The 23,088-nt window shown below is 69.3% G+C and carries 21 protein-coding genes; 8 read left to right on the top strand and 13 right to left on the bottom strand.

Annotation, left to right across the window (positions count from 1 at the left end):
• Window positions 1-80: 80 nt before the first annotated feature.
• A complete protein-coding gene (locus tag RTA_RS10970; RefSeq protein ID WP_013901470.1) occupies window positions 81-1,166 on the bottom strand; it encodes an L-dopachrome tautomerase-related protein in 1,086 nt (361 codons plus the stop codon).
• A gap of 170 nt (window positions 1,167-1,336) precedes the next feature.
• On the opposite strand from RTA_RS10970, the gene RTA_RS10965 reads away from it, so the two are divergent.
• From RTA_RS10965 to RTA_RS10940, 6 genes are all read left to right on the top strand, one after another.
• Complete coding sequence (locus tag RTA_RS10965; RefSeq protein ID WP_041675361.1) at window positions 1,337-3,082, top strand: type I restriction-modification system subunit M; 1,746 nt, start codon at window positions 1,337-1,339, stop codon at window positions 3,080-3,082.
• On the top strand, window positions 3,079-4,356 hold the full coding sequence (locus tag RTA_RS10960) for a restriction endonuclease subunit S (protein ID WP_041675359.1): 1,278 nt from the start codon (window positions 3,079-3,081) through the stop codon (window positions 4,354-4,356). Before RTA_RS10965 ends, RTA_RS10960 begins: the two co-directional genes overlap by 4 nt.
• Window positions 4,353-5,363 (top strand): GIY-YIG nuclease family protein, encoded by a 1,011-nt coding sequence (locus tag RTA_RS10955; RefSeq protein WP_226986069.1) that lies wholly within the window; start codon window positions 4,353-4,355, stop codon window positions 5,361-5,363. Before RTA_RS10960 ends, RTA_RS10955 begins: the two co-directional genes overlap by 4 nt.
• A 67-nt stretch (window positions 5,364-5,430) precedes the next feature.
• Window positions 5,431-5,676 (top strand): type II toxin-antitoxin system CcdA family antitoxin, encoded by a 246-nt coding sequence (locus tag RTA_RS10950; RefSeq protein WP_013901466.1) that lies wholly within the window; start codon window positions 5,431-5,433, stop codon window positions 5,674-5,676.
• An 8-nt stretch (window positions 5,677-5,684) separates the two neighbouring features.
• The gene (locus RTA_RS10945; RefSeq protein WP_013901465.1) at window positions 5,685-6,014 is read left to right on the top strand and encodes a CcdB family protein; all 330 of its coding nucleotides are present in this window, start codon (window positions 5,685-5,687) and stop codon (window positions 6,012-6,014) included.
• A gap of 20 nt (window positions 6,015-6,034) precedes the next feature.
• Window positions 6,035-9,181, top strand: a complete 3,147-nt coding sequence (locus tag RTA_RS10940) for a type I restriction endonuclease subunit R (protein WP_013901464.1) — start codon at window positions 6,035-6,037, stop codon at window positions 9,179-9,181.
• Window positions 9,182-9,189: 8 nt separating this feature from the next.
• On the opposite strand, the gene RTA_RS10935 is transcribed toward RTA_RS10940, so the two are convergent.
• Window positions 9,190-10,461, bottom strand: coding sequence for an amidohydrolase family protein (locus RTA_RS10935; RefSeq protein ID WP_041675357.1), 1,272 nt, complete (start codon window positions 10,459-10,461; stop codon window positions 9,190-9,192).
• Between the two features lie 149 nt (window positions 10,462-10,610).
• On the opposite strand from RTA_RS10935, the gene RTA_RS10930 reads away from it, so the two are divergent.
• Window positions 10,611-11,021, top strand: a complete 411-nt coding sequence (locus RTA_RS10930) for a VOC family protein (RefSeq protein WP_013901462.1) — start codon at window positions 10,611-10,613, stop codon at window positions 11,019-11,021.
• On the opposite strand, the gene RTA_RS20225 is transcribed toward RTA_RS10930, so the two are convergent.
• Window positions 11,012-11,305: a helix-turn-helix domain-containing protein gene (locus RTA_RS20225; protein WP_013901461.1), complete on the bottom strand. Its 294-nt coding sequence runs from the start codon at window positions 11,303-11,305 to the stop codon at window positions 11,012-11,014. The genes RTA_RS10930 and RTA_RS20225 overlap by 10 nt on opposite strands.
• A gap of 383 nt (window positions 11,306-11,688) precedes the next feature.
• On the opposite strand from RTA_RS20225, the gene RTA_RS10920 reads away from it, so the two are divergent.
• Window positions 11,689-12,063, top strand: coding sequence for a nuclear transport factor 2 family protein (locus RTA_RS10920; protein ID WP_013901460.1), 375 nt, complete (start codon window positions 11,689-11,691; stop codon window positions 12,061-12,063).
• Between the two features lie 50 nt (window positions 12,064-12,113).
• Here the strand turns inward: RTA_RS10920 and RTA_RS10915 are convergent, their stop codons facing one another.
• The 10 genes from RTA_RS10915 to RTA_RS10870 all read right to left on the bottom strand — a co-directional run bounded on the left by RTA_RS10915 (window position 12,114) and on the right by RTA_RS10870 (window position 23,086).
• Complete coding sequence (locus RTA_RS10915; RefSeq protein ID WP_013901459.1) at window positions 12,114-13,037, bottom strand: ABC transporter permease; 924 nt, start codon at window positions 13,035-13,037, stop codon at window positions 12,114-12,116.
• Window positions 13,034-14,095, bottom strand: a complete 1,062-nt coding sequence (locus RTA_RS10910; protein WP_013901458.1) for an ABC transporter permease — start codon at window positions 14,093-14,095, stop codon at window positions 13,034-13,036. Before RTA_RS10910 ends, RTA_RS10915 begins: the two co-directional genes overlap by 4 nt.
• A complete protein-coding gene (locus RTA_RS10905) occupies window positions 14,092-15,612 on the bottom strand; it encodes an ABC transporter ATP-binding protein (RefSeq protein ID WP_013901457.1) in 1,521 nt (506 codons plus the stop codon). The genes RTA_RS10910 and RTA_RS10905 overlap by 4 nt, the downstream gene beginning before the upstream one ends.
• The gene (locus RTA_RS10900) at window positions 15,609-16,613 is read right to left on the bottom strand and encodes a BMP family protein (protein WP_013901456.1); all 1,005 of its coding nucleotides are present in this window, start codon (window positions 16,611-16,613) and stop codon (window positions 15,609-15,611) included. Before RTA_RS10900 ends, RTA_RS10905 begins: the two co-directional genes overlap by 4 nt.
• A 96-nt stretch (window positions 16,614-16,709) precedes the next feature.
• The gene (locus tag RTA_RS10895) at window positions 16,710-17,540 is read right to left on the bottom strand and encodes a MipA/OmpV family protein (protein ID WP_013901455.1); all 831 of its coding nucleotides are present in this window, start codon (window positions 17,538-17,540) and stop codon (window positions 16,710-16,712) included.
• Window positions 17,537-18,667: a HupE/UreJ family protein gene (locus RTA_RS10890; protein WP_013901454.1), complete on the bottom strand. Its 1,131-nt coding sequence runs from the start codon at window positions 18,665-18,667 to the stop codon at window positions 17,537-17,539. The genes RTA_RS10895 and RTA_RS10890 overlap by 4 nt, the downstream gene beginning before the upstream one ends.
• Complete coding sequence (locus RTA_RS10885) at window positions 18,664-19,821, bottom strand: tetratricopeptide repeat protein (protein WP_143762956.1); 1,158 nt, start codon at window positions 19,819-19,821, stop codon at window positions 18,664-18,666. The genes RTA_RS10890 and RTA_RS10885 overlap by 4 nt, the downstream gene beginning before the upstream one ends.
• A gap of 76 nt (window positions 19,822-19,897) precedes the next feature.
• Entirely contained in the window at window positions 19,898-20,527 is a 630-nt protein-coding gene (upp, locus tag RTA_RS10880; RefSeq protein WP_013901452.1) for a uracil phosphoribosyltransferase, read from the bottom strand.
• Window positions 20,528-20,556: 29 nt separating this feature from the next.
• The gene (locus tag RTA_RS10875; protein WP_013901451.1) at window positions 20,557-21,822 is read right to left on the bottom strand and encodes a URC4/urg3 family protein; all 1,266 of its coding nucleotides are present in this window, start codon (window positions 21,820-21,822) and stop codon (window positions 20,557-20,559) included.
• The gene (locus RTA_RS10870) at window positions 21,815-23,086 is read right to left on the bottom strand and encodes a GTP cyclohydrolase II (protein WP_013901450.1); all 1,272 of its coding nucleotides are present in this window, start codon (window positions 23,084-23,086) and stop codon (window positions 21,815-21,817) included. The genes RTA_RS10875 and RTA_RS10870 overlap by 8 nt, the downstream gene beginning before the upstream one ends.
• Window positions 23,087-23,088: the final 2 nt, after the last annotated feature.

Raw genomic sequence — 23,088 nt, 5'->3', positions numbered from 1 at the left:
CGCGGACGACGTGGTGCCCACGGTCAACTCAACAGTAACTGCGGGCTCTCCATCTTAAGGGCTGGCGCGGTCCTGCCTCATCAGCCCTCGATGCGGTACAGCGCCGTAGGCACCGCGATGGGCTGCCCCGGCTTGAACCACTGCATGTCGGGGATGTGCGAGTCCGTCACGTACACCTCGCCCTGCGGCCCCATGGCAAAGGTGTCGGGCCAGACCAGCTGCGGGTCCCGCACCAGCACGCGCACCTGGTCGCCTTCGCGGACCTTGATGGCGTGCTCCTCGACGGCGCTGATGTACATGCGGCCCTGCGGGTCGATCAGCAGGCCGTCGGCCGGCCCGTTCTCGCCCACCCGCTGCACCTGGGCGGCCACTGCGTCGGGCGCCTGGGCGCCGTCCACCAGCACGCGGGTCGGCACCCGGTACAGGGTGCGGCCCTTGATCGCCTGCCAGTACAGCCATTCGCCGTCCGGCGAGAGGGCGATGCCGTCGGCCGAGAACTCCACCCCGCGGCCGTCCGGCCGGCGCAGCACCTGGCCGTCGGCCTTGATCTGCACGTCCTTCTCGGTCTGCGTGCTGGGGTGGCCGTCCAGCACGCGGCGGGCGGTGCCGGCGCGCAGGTCCACCACCACCAGGGCACCCTGGGCGCCGGAGTCGGTGATGAAGGCGTGCCGGCGATCGAGGCTGAAGCGCACGTCGTTGAGGTAGCTGCCCTGCGGCGCGACGGACTCGTCGAAGGCGATGGTCTGCACCGCGCGGTCGGAAGTGGTGTCGATCTTCACCAGCTTGGGGCCGCCGGAAACCACCCGCTCCTGTGCCGGGGCGGCGGGGTCCAGCACCCAGAGGTGGCCCTCGTGGTCGGCCACCACGCTTTGCACGCAGACCCAGTGCTCGGCCGGGCTCATCTGGTCCTTGAGGCTGTTGCGCCAGGCGTTCCAGCGCTCGTCGGGGTAGGCCCGCAGGCCCCCGCCCGGCAGCAGCTCGGCCACGGAGACGGGTGCGTCCTCGGTCCAGCGCGGGAAGTTGACGAAGATGCGGCCGTCGCGCGCCGCCGTGACGCCCGTCACCTGGTGCTCGAAGCGGGCGACTTCGACCAGGCGGGCCCGGGCCGGAGCCTGCGCTGCCTCGTCGGGCTGGCTGAGGCTGCGTTCGTTCTGTTCCTTGCTCATGGCTGGCTCCTGCAAACCCAGTACCTTAGGCCCGGGCGCAGTCGCGCGATGTCGGACGCTGCCTGCCACCTTGGTCGGAGCGTCCGGGCCAGCGGTGCCTGGTGCCCGAAACCTGCACCGGCGTCCTGGCTGAACGGTGGCTAAACTCGGCGCGCTTCCCTGCCTCCCATATGAACCAACAAACCCTCTCCGCCTTCCTCTGGTCGGTCGCCGACCTGCTGCGCGGCGATTACAGGCAATCCGACTACGGCAAGGTCATCCTGCCTTTCACCGTGCTACGCCGCCTCGACTGCGTGCTGGCGTCCACCAAGGCCGCCGTGCTGGCCGAGAAAAAGGCGCTGGCGGCCAAGAAACTGCCGCCGGAGCAGTTCCTGCTGCGCAAGTCCGGCCAGAGCTTCTACAACGACAGCGACCTGGACATGAAGACACTGCTGGGCGACGCCGACCACATCGCTCAGAACCTGTACCGTTACATCCAGGGCTTCTCGCCGGCGGTGCGCGACGTGTTCGAGCGCTTCGAGTTCCAGGCCCAGATCGACCGCTTGGCCAAGGCCAGGCTGCTGTACCACGTGGCCGAAAAGTTCGCCAACGTCGACCTGCACCCCGACAAGGTGAGCAATACGCAGATGGGGCATGTGTTCGAGGAACTCATTCGCAAGTTCGCCGAGTTGAGCAACGAGACCGCCGGCGAGCATTTCACCCCCCGTGAGGTGATCCGCCTCATGGTCAACCTGATCTTCATTGAGGACGATGCGGCGCTCAGCCAGCCCCATGCCGTCCGCACCTTGTACGACCCTACGGCCGGCACCGGCGGCATGCTCAGCGTGGCGGGCGAATACCTGGCCGAGCACAGCCCCACCGCGCGCCTGACAGTGCATGGGCAGGAGCTGAATCCAGAGTCCTACGCCATCTGCAAGGCCGACATGCTGATCAAGGGCCAAGACGTGAGCAACATCGTCTTCGGCAACACGCTCAGCGACGATGGCCATGCGCACAAGCGCTTCGACTACATGCTGTCCAACCCGCCGTTCGGCGTGGAGTGGAAGAAGGTGGAGAAGGAGGTGCGCAAGGAACACGAGCAACAGGGCTACAACGGCCGCTTCGGCCCCGGCCTGCCGCGCGTGTCGGACGGGTCCATGCTGTTCCTGCTGCATCTGTTGAGCAAGATGCGCCCGGCAGCCGAAGGGGGCAGCCGCTTCGGCATCGTGCTCAACGGCTCGCCCTTGTTCACCGGCGGCGCCGGCAGCGGCGAGAGCGAGATCCGCCGCTACGTGCTGGAGAACGACCTGCTCGAAGCCATCGTTGGCCTGCCCACCGACATGTTCTACAACACAGGCATCAGCACCTATGTGTGGATCGTGGGCAACCGCAAGCCGGCCCAGCGCCGGGGCAAGGTGCAACTGATCGATGCCAGCGGCATGTGGCAGAAGATGCGCAAGAGCCTGGGCAGCAAGCGCCGCGAGCTGAGCGATGCGCACATCGACCGCATCACGCGCCTGTTCGGCAACTTCGAGGAAGCGCGCGACGAGTCCGGCAAACCGATCAGCCGTATTTTCAAGAACGAGGATTTCGGCTACCGCACCATCACCGTGGAACGCCCGTTGAAGGACGAGCAGGGACGGCGGGTGCTGGGCGAGCGCGGCAAGCTCAAAGGCAAGCCGCAGCCCGATGCCGCGCTGCGCGACACCGAGAACGTACCGCTGACGGAGGACGTGGAAGCCTATTTCCAGCGCGAGGTGCTGCCGCACGCGCCGGACGCCTGGATCGATGAAGACAAGACCAAGGTGGGCTACGAGATCCCGTTCAACCGCCACTTCTATGTCTTCAAGCCCCCGCGTCCGCTGGCCGAGATCGACGCCGAACTGAAGCAGACGACCGACCGCATCCTGGAGATGATCAAGGGGCTGTCGGCATGACGTTTCCGCGGTACCCGAAGTACAAGGACAGCGGAGTGGCGTGGCTGGGGGAGGTGCCGGCGCATTGGGAGGTAGGACCGCTCAAACGACTCCTTGATATTCAGAATGGCGCAGATCACAAACACGTTGAGCGAGAAGAAGGGTTTCCAGTAATCGGCTCCGGAGGCCCTTTCGCTTGGGCGTCCGATTACCTCTACGACGGTGAGTCAGTGCTGCTCGGAAGGAAAGGAACCATAGATCGCCCCCTGTATGTCACAGGGAAGTTCTGGACTGTCGACACTATGTACTGGACCAAGATTGCGCCTGGGGTCAATGGACGGTTTGCGTACTACTCCGCCCTGAAGATTCCATTTGACTACTACTCGACGAGCACAGCGCTGCCAAGCATGACAAAGGCTCTGCTCAACGCGCACATCACCCCTGTTCCTCCTTTCCCAGAGCAGGAAGGCATTGCCTCCTTTCTCGACCGCGAAACCGCCAAGATCGACGTGCTGGTGGACGAGCAGGAGAAGCTGATCGCGCTGCTTAAGGAAAAGCGCCAGGCCGTCATCTCCCATGCCGTGACCAAGGGGCTGGATCCAACCGCGTCAATGAAGGACTCAGGACTGCTTTGGTTGGGCGAGGTGCCAGTCCATTGGAAAATCAATCGACTCAAATTTGTCGCGAGCGTTCAGACCGGCATAGCCAAAGGCAAGGACAACGTGGGAAAAGACACAGTGTTGGTGCCTTATCTTCGCGTTGCAAATGTCCAGGCCGGTCGTCTTGCCCTTGACGATGTGGCGACGATTGAGTTGCCGCGAGCCGATCTCCAGAGGTATCTTCTTCGCGAGGGCGACGTTCTCATGAACGAGGGCGGCGACTTTGACAAGCTTGGACGCGGCCATATCTGGCGCGGCGAGATTGAGAATTGCGTTCATCAGAACCACGTTTTTGCGGTACGGCCGAAAGAGGTGTCATCGGAATGGCTAAGTGCGGTCACCGGATCCGACTACGCGCAGTTCTATTTCATGACTCGATCAAAACAAAGCACGAACCTGGCCTCTATCTCATCAACTAACCTCATGGAACTTCCAGTCGTGCTACCCCCCGTGAACGAGCAGGCGCTGATCTTGAAGTTCATCGAAGATCAGAATTGTCGGCTTGACGTCTTAAGCAACAATGCGATCGCCGCCATATATTTACTGCAAGAACGTCGCGCCGCCCTCATCTCCGCCGCGGTCACCGGTCAGATCGACGTGCGTCAAGCCGTCCCTGCAGAACTGGAGCCCGCATGATGCTAAATGCACCTACCCCGCGCCCGCAAACCATCCAGATCTTCCTGCCTCACGGCGACCCGCGCGGCATCCGCGTAGGCGAGATCACCACGCGCATCGTCCAGGTGATCGAGGTGCCGCGCAAGCTGCTGCCCGAATTCGCCCGCATGCCCGAGAGCCAGCAGGTGGCGCTGTACTTCCTGTTCGGTGGTGCGGACGATGGCGCCGAGCCGCGCGTTTACATCGGGCAGACCGGCGACCTGCGCGCACGGCTCGCAGCGCACCACCGGGACAAGGAGTTCTGGGAGCGGGCGCTGGTGCTGGTGTCGCGCACCAACAGCCTGACCAACACCCACGCGCTGTTCCTGGAATGGTTCTGCGTGCAGCACGCTCGGCAGGCGGGGCGTTACCGCGACGAAAACGGAAACGCCGGCTCGCGCCCGCACACGCCGGCGCCGTTGGAAGCCGACTGCCTGGAGATCTTCGACACCGGCCGCACCTTGCTCGCCACCCTGGGCTTTCCGCTGTTCGAACCGGTGGCCAAGCCGTCTCCCATGGGCGGCACGGAGGACGAAGAGTTCGTCTGCACGGCCAACGGCACCCAGGGTCGCGGCCTGTACACCGAGGAGGGGTTCGTTGTGTTGACCGGGTCGGTGGGGCGGCGCGAGAGCGTTCCCTCGATCGTCGGAACCGCCGGTGGCCGTCTGAGGGAGCGCCTGCTCGAGTCCGGCGTGATGGAGGCGCACGGGGACACCGTGGTGTTCCGGCGCGATCACCTGTTCCGCTCTCCCAGCATGGCGGCGCTGGCACTGCTGGGCCGCACCAACAACGGGTGGCTGGAGTGGAAGACGCGCGACGGCCGCACGCTGGACGCGGTGAAGCGGCAGGTCCCGCTGACCAGTTCCGGGGCTGCCGAGGCGCGGAACGATGCCGCCGGCCGGGTGACCGCGTTCCGCGGAGCGGGCAAGGGTGGAAGCGTCGACTCGTTGCTGGCAGACCGAGCGGCGGACAGGTCCGGTGAGCCGTGAGGTGACGTCGCCCGCTCGAGCGTGTATGCTGGCGACTCATGCGCATGGCATGCGCACGGGAGTCAACATGACTGAGCCGGTCCTTTCGCGCAAGCGCGCCGTCAACCTGAGCCTGAGCGAACACCTGATCGAGCAGGCGCGGCAGTACAGCACCAACCTGTCGGCCACGGTCGATGAACTGCTGGCGGACTATGTGTCGCAGCAGCAGCAGGCGCGCGGCAGCCACCAGCAATGGGCAGCCGCCTGCGCGGCGGGCTGGAACGAGATTTATGAAAAAGTCGGTTCGTTCGCCGACGAGCACTCCACGCTGTAGGCACGGTCGTGCCGCAGTTCGACGTCCATCGCAACAAGGGACCGCTGAAGGATGCGATCCCGTTCGTGGTGGTGGTGCAGTCATCCTTGTTCGATGCCTACCGAAGGCGGGTGGTGGTGCCGCTGCTTCGGCGCAGTGCCCTCCCGCGCTCCGGTCCCACGGTAGGCTCGCGCCTGAACCCCGTGTTCCGCGTCAAGGGGATTGACGTCGTTCTCCATCCGCTGGACATGGTGTCCGTGGCTATTGACCAGCTGGGCGAGCAGGTAGGTTCGCTGGCAGAGCAGGGGCAGCAGATCACCGATGCCCTGGATGAACTGCTGACCCGCTCGTGGGGCTAGACCAACAAGGAGGCGGCGCCATGAGCCTGCACACGGAAATCCGGTTCGAGGAGGACATCTGCGCCCACCTGGCCGCGAGCGGCTGGCTTCATGCGCCAGGCGACGCCCGGCACTACGACGTGTCCCGCGCCCTCTACGCGCCCGACCTGCTCGCCTGGGTGCAGGGCACGCAGCCGCAAGCCTGGGAAACCCTGGCGAAGAACCACGGCGCGGCGGCCGAAGCCATGCTGCTGGATCGCCTGCGCAAGCAGCTGGACGAGCGCGGCACGCTGGAGGTGCTGCGCTTCGGCATCGAGATGCTGGGCTTGCGCCAGCCGCTGCAGCTGGCGCAGTTCAAGCCCGCGCTGGCGATGAACGCTGACCTGCAGGCGCGCTATGCCGCCAACCGGCTGCGCGTGGTGCGGCAGGTGCCCACCGGCCACGGCGACATCATCGACCTGGTGCTGTTCCTCAACGGCTTGCCGGTGGCCACGGTGGAGATCAAGTGCAACTTCACGCAGGACGTGAACGATGCCGTGGACCAGTACCGCAACGATCGGCAGCCACGGCCCAAGGGCAAGCCGTCGGCCGAGCCGCTGCTGGATTTCCCGCGCGGAGCGCTGGTGCATTTCGCGCTGAGCAACAGCAGCGTCTTCATGACCACCCGCCTGCAAGGGCTGGCCACGCAGTTCCTGCCGTTCAACATCGGCAACGAAGGCGCCGCCGGCAACCCGGTGAACCCGCACGGCCACCGCACGGCCTACCTGTGGGAGCAGGTCTGGCAGCGTGACAGCTGGCTGGAAATCCTGGGCCGCTACCTGGTGGCGCAGCGCGATGGCAGGAAGCAGGTCAAGGCGGTGCTGTTTCCCCGCTACCACCAGCTCGACGCCACGCGCCGGCTGCTGGCCGCCGTGCGGGCCGAAGGCCCGGGCGGCAAGTACCTGATCCAGCATTCGGCCGGCTCGGGCAAGACCAATTCCATCGCCTGGGCCGCGCACTTCCTGGCCGACCTGCACGATCCGCAGCACAGGAAGCTGTTCGACACCGTGCTGGTGGTGAGCGACCGCAATGTGCTGGACGCGCAGCTGCAGGAGGCGATCTTCGGCTTCGAGCGCACTGCCGGCGTGGTGGCCACGATCAAGGGCGAGGGCGGCAGCAAGAGCGGCGAGCTGGCCGAGGCGCTGTCGGGCGGCAAGAAGATCGTGGTGTGCACGATCCAGACCTTTCCGGCCATCCACAAGAAGATGAGCGAGCTGGCGTCGCAGGAAGGCAAGCGCTTTGCCGTCATCGCGGACGAGGCGCACAGCTCGCAAACCGGTGAAGCGGCGTCCAAGCTCAAGGAGGTGCTGGGCGTCGACGAGCAAAGGGACCTGGCCGACGGGGGCGGCGTGAGCGCCGAGGACGTCGTGCTGGCCGCCCAGATGGCCGCCCGGGCGAATGCCGCCGGCATCACCTACATCGCCTTCACAGCCACGCCCAAGGCCAAGACGCTGGAGCTGTTCGGCCGCCGGCCTTCGCCCGAGCACCCCGCCGGGCCGGACAACCTGCCCGCGCCGTTCCATGTGTATTCGATGCGGCAGGCCATCGAAGAGGGTTTCATCCTCGACGTGCTGCGCAACTACACACCTTACAAGCTGGCTTTCAAGCTGGCGAACGAAGGCAGGGAGTGGGACGAGAAGGAGGTCGAGCGCAGCACGGCGATGAAGGGCCTGATGCGCTGGGTGCGCCTGCATCCGCACAACATCAGCCAGAAGGTGGCCGTGGTGGTGGAGCACTTCCGCCAGAACGTGCAGCCGCTGCTGGACGGCCACGCCAAGGCGATGGTGGTGCTGGGCAGCCGGGCCGAGGCGGTGCGCTGGCAGCTCGCGGTGACCAAGTACATTCAGGACAACGGCTACCCGCTGCGCACCCTGGTGGCTTTCTCGGGCGAGGTGAGCGTGCCTGACCTGCTGCCCGATGTCGTGAGCGAAGCCGCCAGTGCGCTCAACCCCAACCTGAAGGGCCGCGGCATCCGCGAGGCCTTCGCCACCGACGAATACCAGTTGCTGCTGGTTGCCAACAAGTTCCAGACCGGCTTTGACCAGCCCCTGCTGTGCGGCATGTACGTGGACAAGCGGCTGGCCGGCATCCAGGCGGTGCAGACCCTCTCGCGCCTGAACCGGGCCTACAGCGGCCTGCATGGCGTCAAGGACGAGACCTACGTGCTGGACTTCGTGAACGAGCCCGACGAGGTGCTGGCGGCGTTCAAGACCTACTACGCCACGGCCGAGCTGGCCGGCGTGACCGACCCGAACCTGGTGTTCGACCTGCGCGCCAAGCTGGATGCAACCGGTCACTACGACGAGTTCGAGGTGGACCGCGTCGCGCGGGCCGAGCTGGACCCCAAGGGCACGCAGGCCGCGCTGGTGGCAGCCATCGAACCGGTAGCCGACCGGCTGCTGCGGTGGTACAAGGCGGCGGCCGAGGTGCTGGCCGCGGCTGAATCGGCCACCGCCGGCGTGGACAGCCAGGCCGCGCAGCAGGCCAAGGACACGGTGAATGCGCTGATCCTGTTCAAGCGCGACCTGGGCACCTTCGGCCGGGTCTATGCCTTCCTGTCGCAGATGTTTGACTACGGCAACACCGCCATCGAGAAGCGGGCGATCTTCTTCAAGCGGCTGCTGCCGCTGCTGGAGTTCGGGCGTGAACGCGAGGGCATCGACCTGTCGAAAGTGGTGCTCACGCACCACCGGCTGAAAGACCTGGGCGGGCGGCGACTGGCGCTGTCAGTGAGCGAACCTGGCGCCGACTACAAGTTGCAGCCGCTGGGGGAGGCCGGCGGCGGGGATGTGCAGGACAAGCAGAAGGCGTTGCTGTCGGAGATCGTGGAGCTGGTAAACGAGCTGTTCGACGGTGAGGTGACGGATGACGACAAGCTGGTGTACGTCAATCACGTGATCAAGGGCAAGCTGCTGGAGTCCGACCTGCTGGTGCGGCAGGCCATGAACAACACCAAGGGCCAGTTCCACAACTCGCCGGACCTGGGCAGCCAACTGATCGAGGCCATCATGGGTGCGAGCTCGGCCAATGAATCCATGACCGCGCAGGCACTGGCGTCCGAGCGGGTCCGGCGGGGGCTGCTGGACATTTTGATGGGGCCGGGGCGGCTGTATGAGGCCTTGCGTGAGCGCCGGTCGCCCGGTGAGTGACGAGGACGTCAGCGCAGGAAGTCCACCGTCGCCGGCCGGTTGGGCATGTGAGTCTGGGCCCGGACCTCCGCCATCTGCGCGAGCACCTGGCCCTTCTTCCAGACCTTCAACCGGTTGGCCCGTAACCTGATCGCCTCCACCACGTCCCGCGCCTGCAGCAGCACGAAGCTGGCGTCCTTGCCCGGCGCGATGCCGTAGCCGTCCAGGTGCATCACCTTGGCCGCGTTCACGGTCACCGCGTCGTAGCAGGCCTGGATGCCCTTGCGGCTGGTCATCTGCGCCACGTGCAGCCCCATGTGGGCCACCTCCAGCATGTCGCCCGAGCCCATGCCGTACCAGGGGTCCATCACGCAGTCGTGGCCGAAGGCGACGTTCACGCCCGCGGCCATCAGCTCGGGCACGCGGGTCATGCCGCGGCGCTTGGGGTAGCTGTCGTGCCGGCCCTGCAGGGTGATGTTGATCAGCGGGTTGGCCACCACGCTCACGCCGCTTTCGGCGATCAGCGGCAGCAGCTTGCTCACGTAATAGTTGTCCATGCTGTGCATGGAGGTGCAATGGCTGCCGTTCACCCGGCCCTGCAGGCCCAGGCGCTGGGTTTCGAAGGCCAGCGTCTCGATGTGGCGCGACAGTGGGTCGTCGGTCTCGTCGCAGTGCATGTCCACCAGCTTGCCTTGCTGGGCGGCCATCTCGCACAGCAGCTTCACGCTCTCGGCGCCCTGCGCCATGGTGCGTTCGAAGTGCGGGATGCCGCCCACCACGTCCACGCCGAGGTCGAGCGCGCGCTTGAGGCTGTCCACGCCGCCCGGCGTCCTCAGCACGCCGTCCTGCGGGAAGGCCACCAGCTGCAGGTCGATGTAGCCGGCCACTTGCTTCTTGACTTCCAGCATCGCCTGCACCGGCAGCAGGCTGGGATCGCTGGTGTCCACGTGGCTGCGGATGGCCAGCAGGCCGCGCGCCACGGCCCAGTCGCAGTAGGCCAGGGCGCGCCGGATCATGTCCTCGGCCTTGAGCTGCGGCTTGAGCTCGCCCCAGAGTGCGATGCCCTCCAGCAGGGTGCCGCTCTCGTTCACGCGCGGCAGGCCGTAGCTCAGCGTCGCGTCCATGTGGAAGTGCGGGTCGCAGAACGGCGGGCTGAGCAGGCAGCCCTGGGCATCCACCGTCTCGTGCGCCGGCGCCTGCAGGCCGGGCGCGACGTCGACGATCTTGCCGCCTTGCACGGCGACCGACATGCCGGTGCGGCCGTCGGGCAGGGTGGCCTGGGTGATGAGGAGGTCGAGCATGGGTTGGGTGTCGGTATGCGGTGGGTCAGGGTTGAAAGAGCATGCCACGGCCTCGGCCGCAGCCGGGTTGGCGGATTCCTTCAAGACGGCGCCAGCAGGCGGCCCTAGTCTGTGGGTTTGGCAATGATCCGTAAAACTGGAGGCTGTGCATGCGATTCGCTTACACCATTGTTTATGTCGAGGACGTGGCCCGCACCTTGGCTTTCTACGAGGCCGCTTTCGGCCTCGCACGGCGCTTCTTGCACGAGTCGGGCGACTACGCCGAGCTGGAGACAGGTGCCACTGCGCTGGCGTTTTCCTCCCGGCGGCTGATGCGAGAGCTAGGCAAGAACCCGCAGCCCGCGGACGCCGCAGCGCCGGTGTTCGAGGTGGCTTTCACCTGCGCCGACGTTCCCGCTGCGGTGCAGCGGGCGGTGGGGGCGGGCGCGCGGTTGGTGAAGCCGCCCACCCCCATGCCTTGGGGCCAGACGCTCGCCTACGTGGCTGACTTGAACGGTGTGCTGGTGGAGCTGTGCACGCCGGTGGCACCCCCAGCGCCTCAAGATCCCGGTCAGCCGTAGCCGGACTGTGCGACCACCGCCAGCAGCCTGGGCGAGGCACGCAGCCGTGCCGGGGACTGGCCCAGCCAACGCAGACACTCACGGCTGAAGTGAGCCTGGTCGGCATAGCCATGGTCGGCAGCGATCTCGGCCAGCGACGCGGGCGAACGCAAGGCCATTGCCGCCCGCCGCACACGCGATAGCGAACGCCAGTAGCGCGGCGGCTGGCCGGTAGCGCGTGCGGTGGTGCGCTCCAGGCTGCGCTCGGAGACGCCCACCCTGCCGGCACCCGCAGCCCGCGCCATAGTGCCTGGGCTGCGGTTCGCAGCGCCGCCGCGTCCAGGCTCGCACCCGGTTGCAAGCGGTAGCCCCACCAGCGGTCGCCCGCCCTGCTGCGCACGTCCAGGGGGCCGTGGGCGAGGGCGGACACCTGCCACTCGGCCATGCCGTGGACGTCCATGCGCACGATCAGGTCGCAGCAGCCGTCGGGCAGCACCCTGATGGCGTCGGCGTGTGCGGTGTCATGCTGCCAGCGCTCGAGCACCACGTGCGGCATCGGCGATGTCGGGACGGTGAGATCGGGCATCGCCTCAGGATAAGGCATGACCTGCAAGGTCATCGACGACGAACAGGGCGGCTCGAAGAATGGGCATCACTGATCCCACCCTTTCACTTCGAGGAGCCCACGATGAACATCCCCGCCCTGGAAAAGATGGTCGACACCTACCTGGCCGCCTACTGCGAGCCCGACGCGGCCCGGCGCATGGCCCTGGTGCGCCAGGTCTGGAGCGAGCACGGCCGCCTGGTGGACCCGCCGTTCGAATCCACCGGCCATGCCGGCATCAGCGACCAAGGGGCCACGCTGCTGGCGCAGTTCCCCGGCCACCGCTTCGGTCGCAGCACCGCCCTGGACGCGCACCACCAGTTCCTGCGCTACGGCTGGCGGCTGCTCAGCCCCGAGGGCGAGGCGGTGGTCGCCGGCGTGGACTTCATGGACCTGGACGTGGACGGCCGCATCGCCCGCGTGGTCGGCTTCTTCGGCGTCGAACCGCCGGCGCGCTGACGGGCGGCAACGGTGCAATCGCTGAGGGCGAGCCGCGGCGCAGGCCCACGCTAGCGCTCCCCCTTGCGATAAGGCTTCATCAGCGCCTTCGGGTAGGCCGCGCGCCGCGCCACCAGCACCAGCGCCAGGATGGACAGCAGGTAGGGCAGCATCAGGTACACCTGGTAGGGCAGCAGCGCGTCGCCGGCCTGCTGCAGGCGCAGCTGCAGCGCGTCGAAGAACGCGAACAGCAGGGCGCCCAGCAGCGCCTTGCCGGGCCTCCAGCTGGCGAACACGACCAGGGCCACGCAGATCCAGCCGCGGCCGTTGACCATGTTGAAGTAGAACGAGTTGAACGCGCTGAGCGTGAGGAAGGCGCCGGCCACGCCCATCAGCGCCGAGCCGGCCGCGATGGCGCCGGTGCGCAGCGCCAGGACCGACGCGCCCTGGCTCTCGGCGGCCTGCGGGTTCTCGCCCACCATGCGCAGGGCCAGGCCCACCGGCGTGCGGTACAGCACCCAGGCGACCAGCGGCACCAGCAGCAGGGCCAGCAGCGTGAGCGGCGTCTGCGCCTGCAGCACCGGGATGTCCAGTTGCTCCATGGGCTGGAAGGGCTGGATGGTCGGCGGCGTGTTCACCTTGGGAAAGCTCACGCGGTAGCCGTAGTAGCTCAGCGAGGTGGCCAGCAGCGTGATGCCCAGCCCCGCCACGTGCTGCGACAGCGCCAGCCCCACGGTCAGCCAGGCGTGCAGCAGGCCGAACAGCAGGCCGCAGCCCGCGGCGACCGCCACGCCCGCCCACAGCGGCGCGCCGGCGTACACCGCCAGCCAGCCGGTGAAGGCGCCGGCCACCATGATGCCCTCGATGCCCAGGTTCAGCACGCCGGCGCGCTCGCACAGCAGCACGCCCAGCGTGCCCAGGATCAGCGGCGTGGCGATGCGCAGCACGGCCACCCAGAAGGCGGGGTTGGCCAGGATGTCGTACAGGTCGGTCATCGCCAGCGGATCCGGTACTGCGCCAGCAGCGCCGCCACCAGCACCGACAGCAGCGAGGCGGCCACGATCACGTCGGCGATGTAGTTGGGCACGCCGATGGCGCGGCTCATGCTGTCCGCGCCCACCAGCACGCCGGCCACGAACACGGCCGCCGCCAGCACGCCCAGGGGGTGCAGTCCGGCCAGCATGGCGATGACGATGCCGCTGTACCCGTAGCCCGGCGACATGTCCAGCGTGACGTAGCCGGTGCGGCCGGCCACCTCCACCGCGCCGGCCAGCCCGGCCAGCGCGCCGGAGAGCAGGGCGACGCCCATCACCGTGCGCGTGACCGGCACGCCGGCAAAGGCGGCGGCGCGCGCGTTGGCGCCCAGGGCGCGGATGTCGAAGCCGAAGGTCGTGAACTTCAGCAGCGCCCACAGCGCCACCCCCAGCGCGGCGGCCGCCAGCAGGCCGGTGTGGACGCGGGCGCCTTCCACCAGTCGGCCCAGCTCCAGCTCGGGCTGGAGCGCGACGCTCTGCGGCCAGCCCATGGCCGTGGGGTCCTTCATGGGGCCGTCCAGCAGGGCCGAGACGCCCAGCAGGACGATGAAGTTGAGCAGCAGGGTGGTGACGACCTCGTCCACGCCGAGACGCGCCTTCATCAGGGCCGGGCCCAGCAGCAAGAGGGCGCCGGCGGCCGCGGCGGCCAGCACCATCAGGGGGAACAGCAGCACCGCCGGCAGGCCCAAACCTTCGCCGCCATGCAGGCCGCCCACGGCGACGGCGGCCAGCGCGCCGGCGTACAGCTGGCCTTCGGCGCCGATGTTGAACAGCCGCGCCTTGAAGGCCACGGTGGCCGCCAGGCCGGTCAGGACCAGGGGCGTGGCGCGGGTCAGCGTCTCGGTCCAGGCGAAGACGGAGCCGAAGCCGCCGCGCAGCAGATGGCCCCAGGTGGGGCCCACCGGCGCGCCGGCCCACAGGACCAGCAGCGAGCTGACGACCAGGGTGAAGCCGATGGCGCCGAAGGGCGCCAGCACCAGGGCCAGGGGGGAAGCGGCGTTGCGCTTTTCCAGCCTCATGGCGCGCCGCCCGCCATCGCCAGGCCGATGGCCTCCCGCGTCCATTCCTGCGCCGGCCGCGCCTCCGTCAGCCGCCCGGCATGGATCACCGCGATGCGGTCCCCCAGCGCCAGCACCTCGTCCAGGTCGTCGCTCAGCAGCAGCACCGCCGCGCCCGCATCGCGCGCGGCGATCAGCTGGCGCTGCACGTAGGCCACGGCGCCGATGTCCAGGCCCCAGGTGGGCTGGTGGGCCACGATCAGCCGCGGCGTGCCGCCGTCCGGCGTAAGCAGCGCCCGGCCGAGGATCAGCTTTTGCATGTTGCCGCCCGACAGCGCGCTTGCCGGGGCGTCGATGCCGGCGCCGCGCACGTCGTAGGCCTGCACGATGCGCTGCGCCTGCGTGCGCGCCGCGCCCCGGCGCACCAGCGGCCCGCGCGCGAAAGCGCGGCCGCGCAGACGCTCGGACACCGCGTTCTCCCACACCGGCAGGTCGCCGACCACGCCCGTGCCGTGCCGGTCCTCGGGGATGCGCGCCACGCCCTGGCGCACCAGCCAGGCCGGCCGCGCGCGCAGCGCCTGCTCGCCCAGCCACACGCGGCCGGCACCGGCACGGCGCATGCCGCACAGCAGCTCGGCCAGGGCCAGCTGGCCGTTGCCGGACACGCCCGCGACGGCGGTGATCTCGCCGGCGCGCAGGGCCAGCGTGGCATCGACCAGCCGCTCGCGCCCGTCGCCGCCCACGCCCACGCCCTCCAGGCGGCAGGCCACGGCGCCCACCGACGGCGCGGGCGTGCGCCCGGGCAGGGCCACGGCCTGGCCCACCATCCAGTTGGCCAGCTGGGCCTGGGTGACCTGGGCAGCCGAGGCCTGCGCCACCAGCTTGCCGGCGCGCAGCACGGCCACGCGGTGCGACACGCGCAGCACTTCGCCCAGCTTGTGGCTGATGAACACGATGGACAGGCCCTGGGCCACCATCCGGCCCAGGGTGGCGAACAGGGCTTCGCTTTCCTGCGGCGTCAGCACCGCGGTGGGCTCGTCCAGGATCAGGACGCGGGCGCCGCGGTACAGCGCCTTGACGATCTCCACCCGTTGGCGCTCGCCCACCGACAGGCTGCCCACGCGCGCATCGGGCTGCACCGCCAGGCCGAAGCGCAGCGCCACCTCCTGCAGCCTGGCCTGCCCGGCGGCGCGCCGGCTGAACGGGCGCCACAGCGGCTCGGTGCCCATGAGAACGTTGTCCAGCACGCTGAGGTTGTCGGCCAGGGTGAAGTGCTGGTGCACCATGCCGATGCCCGCGGCCAGGGCCGCGCGTGGCTGGCCGGGCGGCAGCGGCCGGCCGAAGGCCTCGATGGTTCCCTGGTCGGCCGTGTAGTGGCCGAACAGGATGGAGACCAGGGTGGACTTGCCCGCGCCGTTCTCGCCCAGCAGGCCCAGCACCTCGCCGACGGCCAGTTCCAGCGAGATGCCGTCGTTGGCGACCAGGGGGCCGAAGCGCTTGGTGATGCCTTGCAGCCGCAGGACCGGTGGCCGGGTCACCTGGCGGTGGACTTGGGCTGGCTGTCGTCGACCTTGACCGTGAACTTGCCGGTCAGGATGTCCTTCTGCCTGGCCTGCACCTTGGCCATCACCTCGGCCGGCACCTTCTTCTCGAAGGTGCCCAGCGGCGCCAGCTCGGAGCCCTTGTGCTTCATCATGGAGTAAGGGCCGTAGTCCTCGGCCTTGAACTTGCCTTCCTTGACGTTGCGCAGCGCCAGCTCGATGGTCGGCTCCATGTGCCAGATGGCGGACGCGACCACGGTGTCGGGGTACTTGTCCTGGGTGTTGATCACGTTGCCGATGGCCAGCTTGCCGCGCTCCTTGGCCGCGTCCGACACGCCGAAGCGCTCGGCGTACAGCACGTCGGCGCCCTTGTCGATCATGGCGAAGGCGGCTTCCTTGGCCTTGGGCGGGTCGAACCAGCTGTTGATGAAGGTCACGGTGAATTCGACCTTGGGGTTGATCTCCCGGGCGCCGGCCATGAAGGCGTGCATCAGGCGGTTGACCTCGGGGATGGGGAAGCCGCCCACCATGCCGATCTTGCCGGTCTTGCTCATGCCGGCGGCGATCATTCCGGTCAGGTAGGCGGGTTCCTGGATGTAGTTGTCGAAGACGCTGAAGTTGGGCGCCTGCGGCTTGCCCGAAGAACCCATGAGGAACGCCACCTTGGGGAAGTCCCGCGCCACCTTGCGCGCGGCGGCTTCCACGGCGAAGGACTCGCCCACGATCAGTTGGTTGCCGCCGGTGGCGTACTCGCGCATCACGCGCTCGTAGTCGGCGTTGGCCACGTTCTCGCTGGCCTTGTACTCGATCTCGCCGCGCGCCTGTGCGGCCTGCAGCGCCTTGTGGATGCGGCTGACCCACTGCTGCTCGAAGGGCACGGTGTAGATGGCCGCCACCTTCAGCCTGGCCTGGGCGAGCGCCAGGCCGGGCGAGGCCAGCAGCGCGGCAGCGGCAAGGGCGAGAAGGGGGCGGCGGGAAAGGCGGGACAGGGTCGTCATGAAGGCTCCGGGGGTGGGATGGCTCGCCCGGCCATTGGAGCGGCTCGGGGCTGGGATGTCCAGCTCGCAAGCCCTATGCCAAGCCGGTCCGTCCGCTCAGCGGCCCACCATCGTCTCGGAGCGGGCCCAGGTGTAGACCAGGCCGGCGCCGACACTGGCGCCATAGGTCTTTTCGACCAAGGGGCTGGCCCGGTTGGCGGCTGCGGCCACCGAGTCCACACGGGCGAAGCCGAAGAAGCGCCAGTTCGGCGACAGCTCGCGGACCGCCGTGGCGCCCAGCCGTAGGGCGATGAGGCCGCTCTCCGCCATGTAGGCCGGGCGTGCCGCTGTCGCATAGACGGGCGCCACGCCGTACAGCGTGTCGGCCAGCCGGCGGCTGCCGAAGATGGCGGAGGCGCTCGTGCCGTAGCGCCAGCCACCCCAGCGGTTCTCATAGACCAGCCGGGGCTCGAAGGAGGTGCCCTTGCGGCTCAGGCCGTCGCTCAGGTCGAAGACGCCGCGCAAGGCGAATTCGGCGCGCAGGCGGCCCCGGGCCGGCCCTTCGCCCAGGTGCCATTTCAGCCGCGGTCCGAGCTCGACCAGGGTGCCCAGGTCGGGCATGCCCCGGCGCGCGTCGACCTCGTCGGCGTCGGAGCCGAAGGTGCCGGCAAAGCCGACGTCGAGTTCGAAGTTGGGCGTGTTGACGGCGCGCACGCCCAAGCCGTCACGGTCGGCCCGGACGAACTCGCCGCGGTACACCAGGTAGGGAAGGGCCAGCCCGCGGTTGACCCGGGTGCCGGCGCCCGGGTAGGCCTGCTGCGACACGCCCAGGGCGCCGACGCCGATCTCCCACAGCGGCTGGGGCTCGCGGGGCTGCGCGTGGACCGCGAAGCAGGCCAGTCCCCCCATGGCCAAGGCACAGGCGGCAGTGATCGCGGAACGGGTCACAGGTCGAACGCCCGTTCCACGAACCACCACAGCGCCACCAGCGCGATCAGCAGCGAGCCCACCTGCAGCACGCCCACGCGGTAGAACCCGGTGCGGCGCAGCGCGAAGGCCAGCGGCAGGAACACGGCGACGATGGCCAGCTGGCCCAGCTCGACCCCGACGTTGAAACCCACCAGGGCCAGCACCAGGGCGTTCTGCGGCAGGCCCAGGTCGGCCAGCACCGAGGCGAAGCCGAAGCCGTGGATCAGGCCGAAGATGAAGGCCATCAGCCAGCGCCGGCGCGATGCGCGGCCACCGCGCAGGTTGGCCAGGGCGGCCACCACCACCGAGGCGGCGATCACCGACTCCACCAGGCGTGACGGCAGGCTGACCAGGCCCAGTGCCGCCAGGCTCAGCGTGATGGAGTGCGCCAGGGTGAATGCGGTGACCACCTTGACCACGTCGACCAGCGCGGCGCGCAGGCTGTCCACCGGCTGCCAGCGGCCGTCCTGGCGGCGCAGCACGGCGGGCAGCAGCAGCGCCAGCAGGAACAGGATGTGGTCGAAGCCGATCCAGATGTGCCACACGCCTTCCCACACGTACTGGCGCAGCGTCTCCCAGGCGCTGGGCGCCTCCAGGCTGAGCGGCTGCTCCGCCGAGTCCACGGCGAACACCAGCGGCTGCGGCTGCTCCTCGCCGGGCGCGCGCCACTGCACCAGCCCCCGGTGCGTGGGATCCACGTCGAACAGCAGCGAGTACCGCAGGGTCAGGCCCTGGGCCAGCGGGCCGCACTGCGCGGCGAAGCCCAGCACCGCGTAGGTGCCGTCGCTGTGCCGGTCCAGCTGCAGCGGCGCCGCGTCGCTCCAGGGGCAGGGCTGGCCGTTGGCGACGAAGGACAGGCGGCCCGACGCCAGGCGCTGGATATCGGCCTCGCGCGAGCGCACCTCGCCCCAGGTCAGCTCGCCGTTGCCGTCGCGGTCCAGCTGCAGCACGTAGTCCAGGTCGCGCAGGGCGATGTCCCAGCGGATGGTGAGCGTGCTGCGGTCCTCGCCGGCCTGCACGCTGAGGTAGCTGTCGCTGGGCTTGTGGGCCAGCGCCGCGCCGTGCGCCAGCAGCCAGACGGCCAGGGTGAGCAGCAGCCGTTTCATCGCTGGCCTCCCTTCGCGGCCAGCTGCTGGGACAGGGCGGCCAGCGCCGGATCCTGGTAGCCGCTGCTTCGCAGCCAGGCCAGGGCCGGTTCGGCCGCGGCCGGCCGGTTGGCAGCCAGGGCGGTGCGCATCAGCATCTCGGCGTCGCGCGGCTCCTTCTGCTTCTTGTAGTTCTCGGCGGCCAGCTGCAGGGCGCGCTCGGGCCGGTTCTCCACCTCCAGCTCGAAGCGCGCGGCCTCCCACTCGTGCAGCGTGTCGCCGCGCCGGGCGGCCGCCTGGAAGCGCTCGCGCAGTTCGCCCGTCCACTCGTTGGCGCGCGGGTCGTTGGCCGCGCGCCCGGCCAGGGCCAGGCGCAGCAGCAGGATGTCGGAGCGTTCCCAGCCTGCCAGCAGCTTGAGCGCCTCGGGCGCGCGCTGCCGCGCCAGCAGGAAGTCGGCGTAGGCCGCGAGCAGGAACTGGTCGGTGATGTCCAGTCCCAGGGCGCGCCGGAAGAAGCGCTCGGCGTCCTCGGGCCGCTGCAGGCGCAGCGCCATCTCGGCCAGCCGCGTGTCCGCCCACAGCCGCACGGCGGGCGTGGCCTGGGGCGAGGCCCCGGCAGCGCGCGACAGTTCATCGAAGGCCGGCTGCAGCTCCCCCAGGCCGGCGCGCGCGTAGGCGCGGCAGCCGACCGCCCACAGCGGCTCGGCCAGGGGCGCGAGGCGCTCGCATTCGGCCAGCGCCTCGCGCGCCCGGGCCTGCACCATGAAGATGGCGGCGCGCCAGGCGTAGGCGTCGGCCAGGGCCGGGGCCAGCTCGGCGGCGCGAGCCAGGCTGGCCAGGGCGGCCTCGAAATCGTGGTTGTACTGTTCGAGCTGGCCGCGCACCAGCCAGTAGGCCGCGTCGCGCGGGTCGGCGGAAGCCAGCGGCGCGATGGCGCCGCTGGCGTAGCCCACGTAGCGCGGGTCGCCCTGGGCCATGGCCAGGTCGAAATAGCGGCGCGCGATCTCGATGCGCAGCGCGGCATCCTGGGGCTGCGCGGCCAGCTGCTTGCGCAGGGACTCGACGCGGCGCAGGGTGGGGTCGTCGGCGGCGCGGGCGGGCAGGCGCTCGACCACTTCCGCGTCGTTGGCGGGGGTGAACGGGGCGGCCTGGGCCAGGGGGGAGGTAAAGCTCAACAGCAGGGCGAGGGCCAAGCTCCCACCCCAACCCTCCCCCAGAGGGGAAGGGAGTGAAGATCGCGACGTCATCGTTTTATTTGGTGCCGAACATGCGGTCGCCCGCGTCGCCCAGGCCGGGCAGGATGTAGCCGTGCTCGTTGAGCTGGCGGTCGATGGCGGCGGTGTAGATCGGCACGTCGGGGTGCGCGGTCTGCAGCGCCTTCACGCCCTCGGGGCAGGTGAGCAGGCAGACGAACTTGATGGACTTGGGCCGCAGCTCCTTGAGCCGCTCCACCGCGGCGATGGCGCTGTTGCCGGTGGCCAGCATGGGGTCGACCACCACCACGTCGCGCTCGTGCATCTCCTGCGGCATCTTGAAGTAGTACTCCACCGCCGTCAGCGTCTTGGGGTCGCGGTACAGGCCGATGTGGCCCACGCGCGCGCCCGGCACCACGCTGAGCATGCCGTCCAGGATGCCGGTGCCGGCGCGCAGGATGGAGACGAACACCAGCTTCTTGCCGTCGATCACCTTGGCGGTCATCTTCTCCAGCGGCGTCTCGACCTCGACCTCCTGCATGGCCATGTCGCGCGTGACCTCGTACGCCATCAGCATGGCCAGCTCGTTGAGCAGCCGGCGGAAGCTGTTGGTGGAGGCCTCCTTCTTGCGCATCAGGGTCAGCTTGTGCTGCACCAGCGGATGGTCGATCAGGTGGACGTTGCTCAAGGTCGGGCTTCCTTCTTGTTGTGGTGTCATCAGAAAACGGTGCCATCGCTGGCCACCTTGAGCGGCGGCAGCCCGCCGCGCAGGCGCTGCGCCAGCTCGCGCCCGGCCGCCCAGGTGCCGCCCTCCAGCACGCAGCCCAGGGGCAGGCGGGCGGCGTCCAGGTGCAGCTGCTGGCGCACCCGGCCGGCCAGCTCGTCCATCAGCGACACGGTGAGCGCGCGCCACTCGACGATGATCTCGTCGCCGGGCTTCCAGGTGTGCTGCACCGCCTGGGCGTCGCGCAGGCGCAGCACGCCGGTGTCGATCAGCAGGCCGCCGTTGCGGTACTCGGGCAGCGCCGTCAGGCCGTCCAGGCCGCGCACGTGCACGCCGCACCACTGGAAGGGCTCCAGCAGCGAGTAGGTGAGCCACTGCGACAGCTTGTGGAACGGCACCCAGCCGTCGGAGGGACCCTCGGCCCTGACGGCCGGGTGGCGCCAGCAGTCGCCCAGGGGCACGCCGCCGGCCTGGTTGTCGGCCGGCCAGATGCCCGACAGCGAGATCAGCAGCTGCGACAGGATGTCGTGCGCATCCACGTCGGCCGTGTGCGGCACTTCCGGGCCGCTGACCAGGAAATCGAAGATCTCGCCCGGGCGGCCTTCCTCGCCGAACACCTCGGGTTCCTCGGACAGGATCTCGCCCAGCCGGCGCAGCAGGATGGCGCGGCCCTGCAGGCCGACCAGCGGGTTGGACTCGCTGACCTGGAACGCCTCGGCCAGGCGCTGCGTCACCAGGCCGCGCAGCCCCTGCGAGTCGGCCTGCAGCGGACGGTCCTGGCGGCTGGAGAACATGCCGGCGGTGAAGGCATGGAAGCTGGCGACCGCCAGGCCCTCGGAGCGGGTGAAGGTCTGGCCGGTCGCGGGCTCCACGTACTTCCAGTCCGGGCCCGCGCCTGCGTCCAGCAGCACGCTGACGACCGTCAGGTCGATCAGCGCATGGGCGCGGCTCGCGGCGGGCAGGCCGTGCAGCAGCTTGTCGAGCTGGCCCTTGCGGTCCACGCCGCCGGCCTCGAAGTGGCGCCAGCGGCTGTGCAGCGGGATGTGCAGCTTGGGGTAGCGCCGGCGCGTGACGGCCACCACCTCGCGCGCCGCGGCGTCCAGGACGCCGTCGTCGACCTCGAACCAGGCCGAGCCGCCGCTGCGCGCCCGCGCCAGCAGCTGGCCGCAGCGCTCGCGCACGGCCAGGGTGGTGCGCAGCTCGGCCGCGGCGCTTTCGCCCTGGGCGCGCTCGTCGATGAAAACGGTGGGATCACTCATTCAGGCCGCGTCCCTTGGTCTGCTTGAGCTTTTCGGCGGTGGGCACCTCGCCGGGCGTGAAATAGCCGGCGGCCATCTTGGCGTCCATCTCCACCCGGGCGTCGGCGGGGATCAGCTCGTCGGGGATGTTGACGCGCTCGCCGACTTCGATGCCCGAGCCGGTGATGGCGTCGAACTTCATATTGCTCATGGACACCAGGCGGTGGATCTTGCGCACGCCCAGCCAGTGCAGCACGTCGGGCATCAGCTCCTGGAAGCGCATGTCCTGCACGCCGGCCACGCACTCGGTGCGGGCGAAGTACTGGTCGGCCGTGTCGCCGCCGACCTGGCGCTTGCGCGCGTTGTAGACCAGGAACTTGGTGACCTCGCCCAGCGCCCGGCCTTCCTTGCGCGAGTAGGCGATCAGGCCCACGCCGCCGCGCCCGCCGGCCGACGGGGGCTGCGCGCCGCGGATGCATTCCTCGATGGCGTGCGTGAGGTAGGGCCGGCAGGTGCAGATGTCCGAGCCGAACACGTCCGAGCCGTTGCACTCGTCGTGCACCCGGGCCGTGAGCTCGACCGCGGGGTCGGCCAGGTCGTGCGGGTTGCCGAAGATGTAGATGGTCTGCCCGCCGATGGGCGGCAGGAAGACCTCCAGATCGCTGCGCGTCACCAGCTCGGGGTACATGCCGCCGGTCTCCTCGAACAGCACGCGGCGCAGGTCGGTCTCGCTGCAGCCGAAGCGCTTGGCCACGCCGGGCAGCCACCACACCGGCTCGATGGCGGCCTTGGTCACCAGGGCGGCGCCGCCGGCGGTGAGGAACTTGCCGTCGGCCTTGAGCCGGCCTTTCTGCAGCGCCTCGATCACCTCGGGCAGGATGACGTGCGCCTTGGTCACGGCGATGGTCGGGCGCACGTCGTAGCCGGCCGCGATCTCGCCGGCGAAGACCTGGGCCACGTCGGCGCCCCAGGGGTCCAGGCTGACGATCTTGCCGGGGTCGCTCCACTGCGGGTAGGGCCCGATGGGGTCGGTGGGCGAGGTGTTGGTGAGGTCGGCGCGGTGCTGGCGCGACAGCGCGCCGGCGGCCACGGCCAGGGCCCGGTACACGCTGTACGAGCCGCTGTGGGTGCCGATGACGTTGCGGTGGCTGCGCTGGCCGGTGGTGCCGACCACGGGGCCGCGCTCGGCGGGCGTGGCCGCGCCCCAGCGGACAGGCAGGGCGCCGGTGCCGCCGCTGTGCGAGGTCAGGCGGATGTGGCGCGGCGCGGGAACTTCAACGGACATGG

This window comes from Ramlibacter tataouinensis TTB310 (assembly GCF_000215705.1).
In the GTDB taxonomy this organism is placed as follows: domain Bacteria; phylum Pseudomonadota; class Gammaproteobacteria; order Burkholderiales; family Burkholderiaceae_C; genus Ramlibacter; species Ramlibacter tataouinensis.
Note: the sequence above shows the minus strand (reverse complement) of the source record. Positions and strands in the feature narration are given on the sequence as shown.

Excerpts from the sequence above, each read along its gene's own strand:
- RTA_RS10970 (WP_013901470.1), bottom strand. The coding sequence starts at position 1,166 with ATGAGCAAGGAACAGAACGAACGCAGCCTCAGCCAGCCCGACGAGGCA.
- RTA_RS10965 (WP_041675361.1), top strand. The coding sequence starts at position 1,337 with ATGAACCAACAAACCCTCTCCGCCTTCCTCTGGTCGGTCGCCGACCTG.
- RTA_RS10960 (WP_041675359.1), top strand. The coding sequence starts at position 3,079 with ATGACGTTTCCGCGGTACCCGAAGTACAAGGACAGCGGAGTGGCGTGG.
- RTA_RS10955 (WP_226986069.1), top strand. The coding sequence starts at position 4,353 with ATGATGCTAAATGCACCTACCCCGCGCCCGCAAACCATCCAGATCTTC.
- RTA_RS10950 (WP_013901466.1), top strand. The coding sequence starts at position 5,431 with ATGACTGAGCCGGTCCTTTCGCGCAAGCGCGCCGTCAACCTGAGCCTG.
- RTA_RS10940 (WP_013901464.1), top strand. The coding sequence starts at position 6,035 with ATGAGCCTGCACACGGAAATCCGGTTCGAGGAGGACATCTGCGCCCAC.
- RTA_RS10935 (WP_041675357.1), bottom strand. The coding sequence starts at position 10,461 with ATGCTCGACCTCCTCATCACCCAGGCCACCCTGCCCGACGGCCGCACC.
- RTA_RS10930 (WP_013901462.1), top strand. The coding sequence starts at position 10,611 with ATGCGATTCGCTTACACCATTGTTTATGTCGAGGACGTGGCCCGCACC.
- RTA_RS20225 (WP_013901461.1), bottom strand. The coding sequence starts at position 11,305 with ATGGCGCGGGCTGCGGGTGCCGGCAGGGTGGGCGTCTCCGAGCGCAGC.
- RTA_RS10920 (WP_013901460.1), top strand. The coding sequence starts at position 11,689 with ATGAACATCCCCGCCCTGGAAAAGATGGTCGACACCTACCTGGCCGCC.
- RTA_RS10915 (WP_013901459.1), bottom strand. The coding sequence starts at position 13,037 with ATGACCGACCTGTACGACATCCTGGCCAACCCCGCCTTCTGGGTGGCC.
- RTA_RS10910 (WP_013901458.1), bottom strand. The coding sequence starts at position 14,095 with ATGAGGCTGGAAAAGCGCAACGCCGCTTCCCCCCTGGCCCTGGTGCTG.
- RTA_RS10900 (WP_013901456.1), bottom strand. The coding sequence starts at position 16,613 with ATGACGACCCTGTCCCGCCTTTCCCGCCGCCCCCTTCTCGCCCTTGCC.
- RTA_RS10890 (WP_013901454.1), bottom strand. The coding sequence starts at position 18,667 with ATGAAACGGCTGCTGCTCACCCTGGCCGTCTGGCTGCTGGCGCACGGC.
- RTA_RS10875 (WP_013901451.1), bottom strand. The coding sequence starts at position 21,822 with ATGAGTGATCCCACCGTTTTCATCGACGAGCGCGCCCAGGGCGAAAGC.
- RTA_RS10870 (WP_013901450.1), bottom strand. The coding sequence starts at position 23,086 with ATGTCCGTTGAAGTTCCCGCGCCGCGCCACATCCGCCTGACCTCGCAC.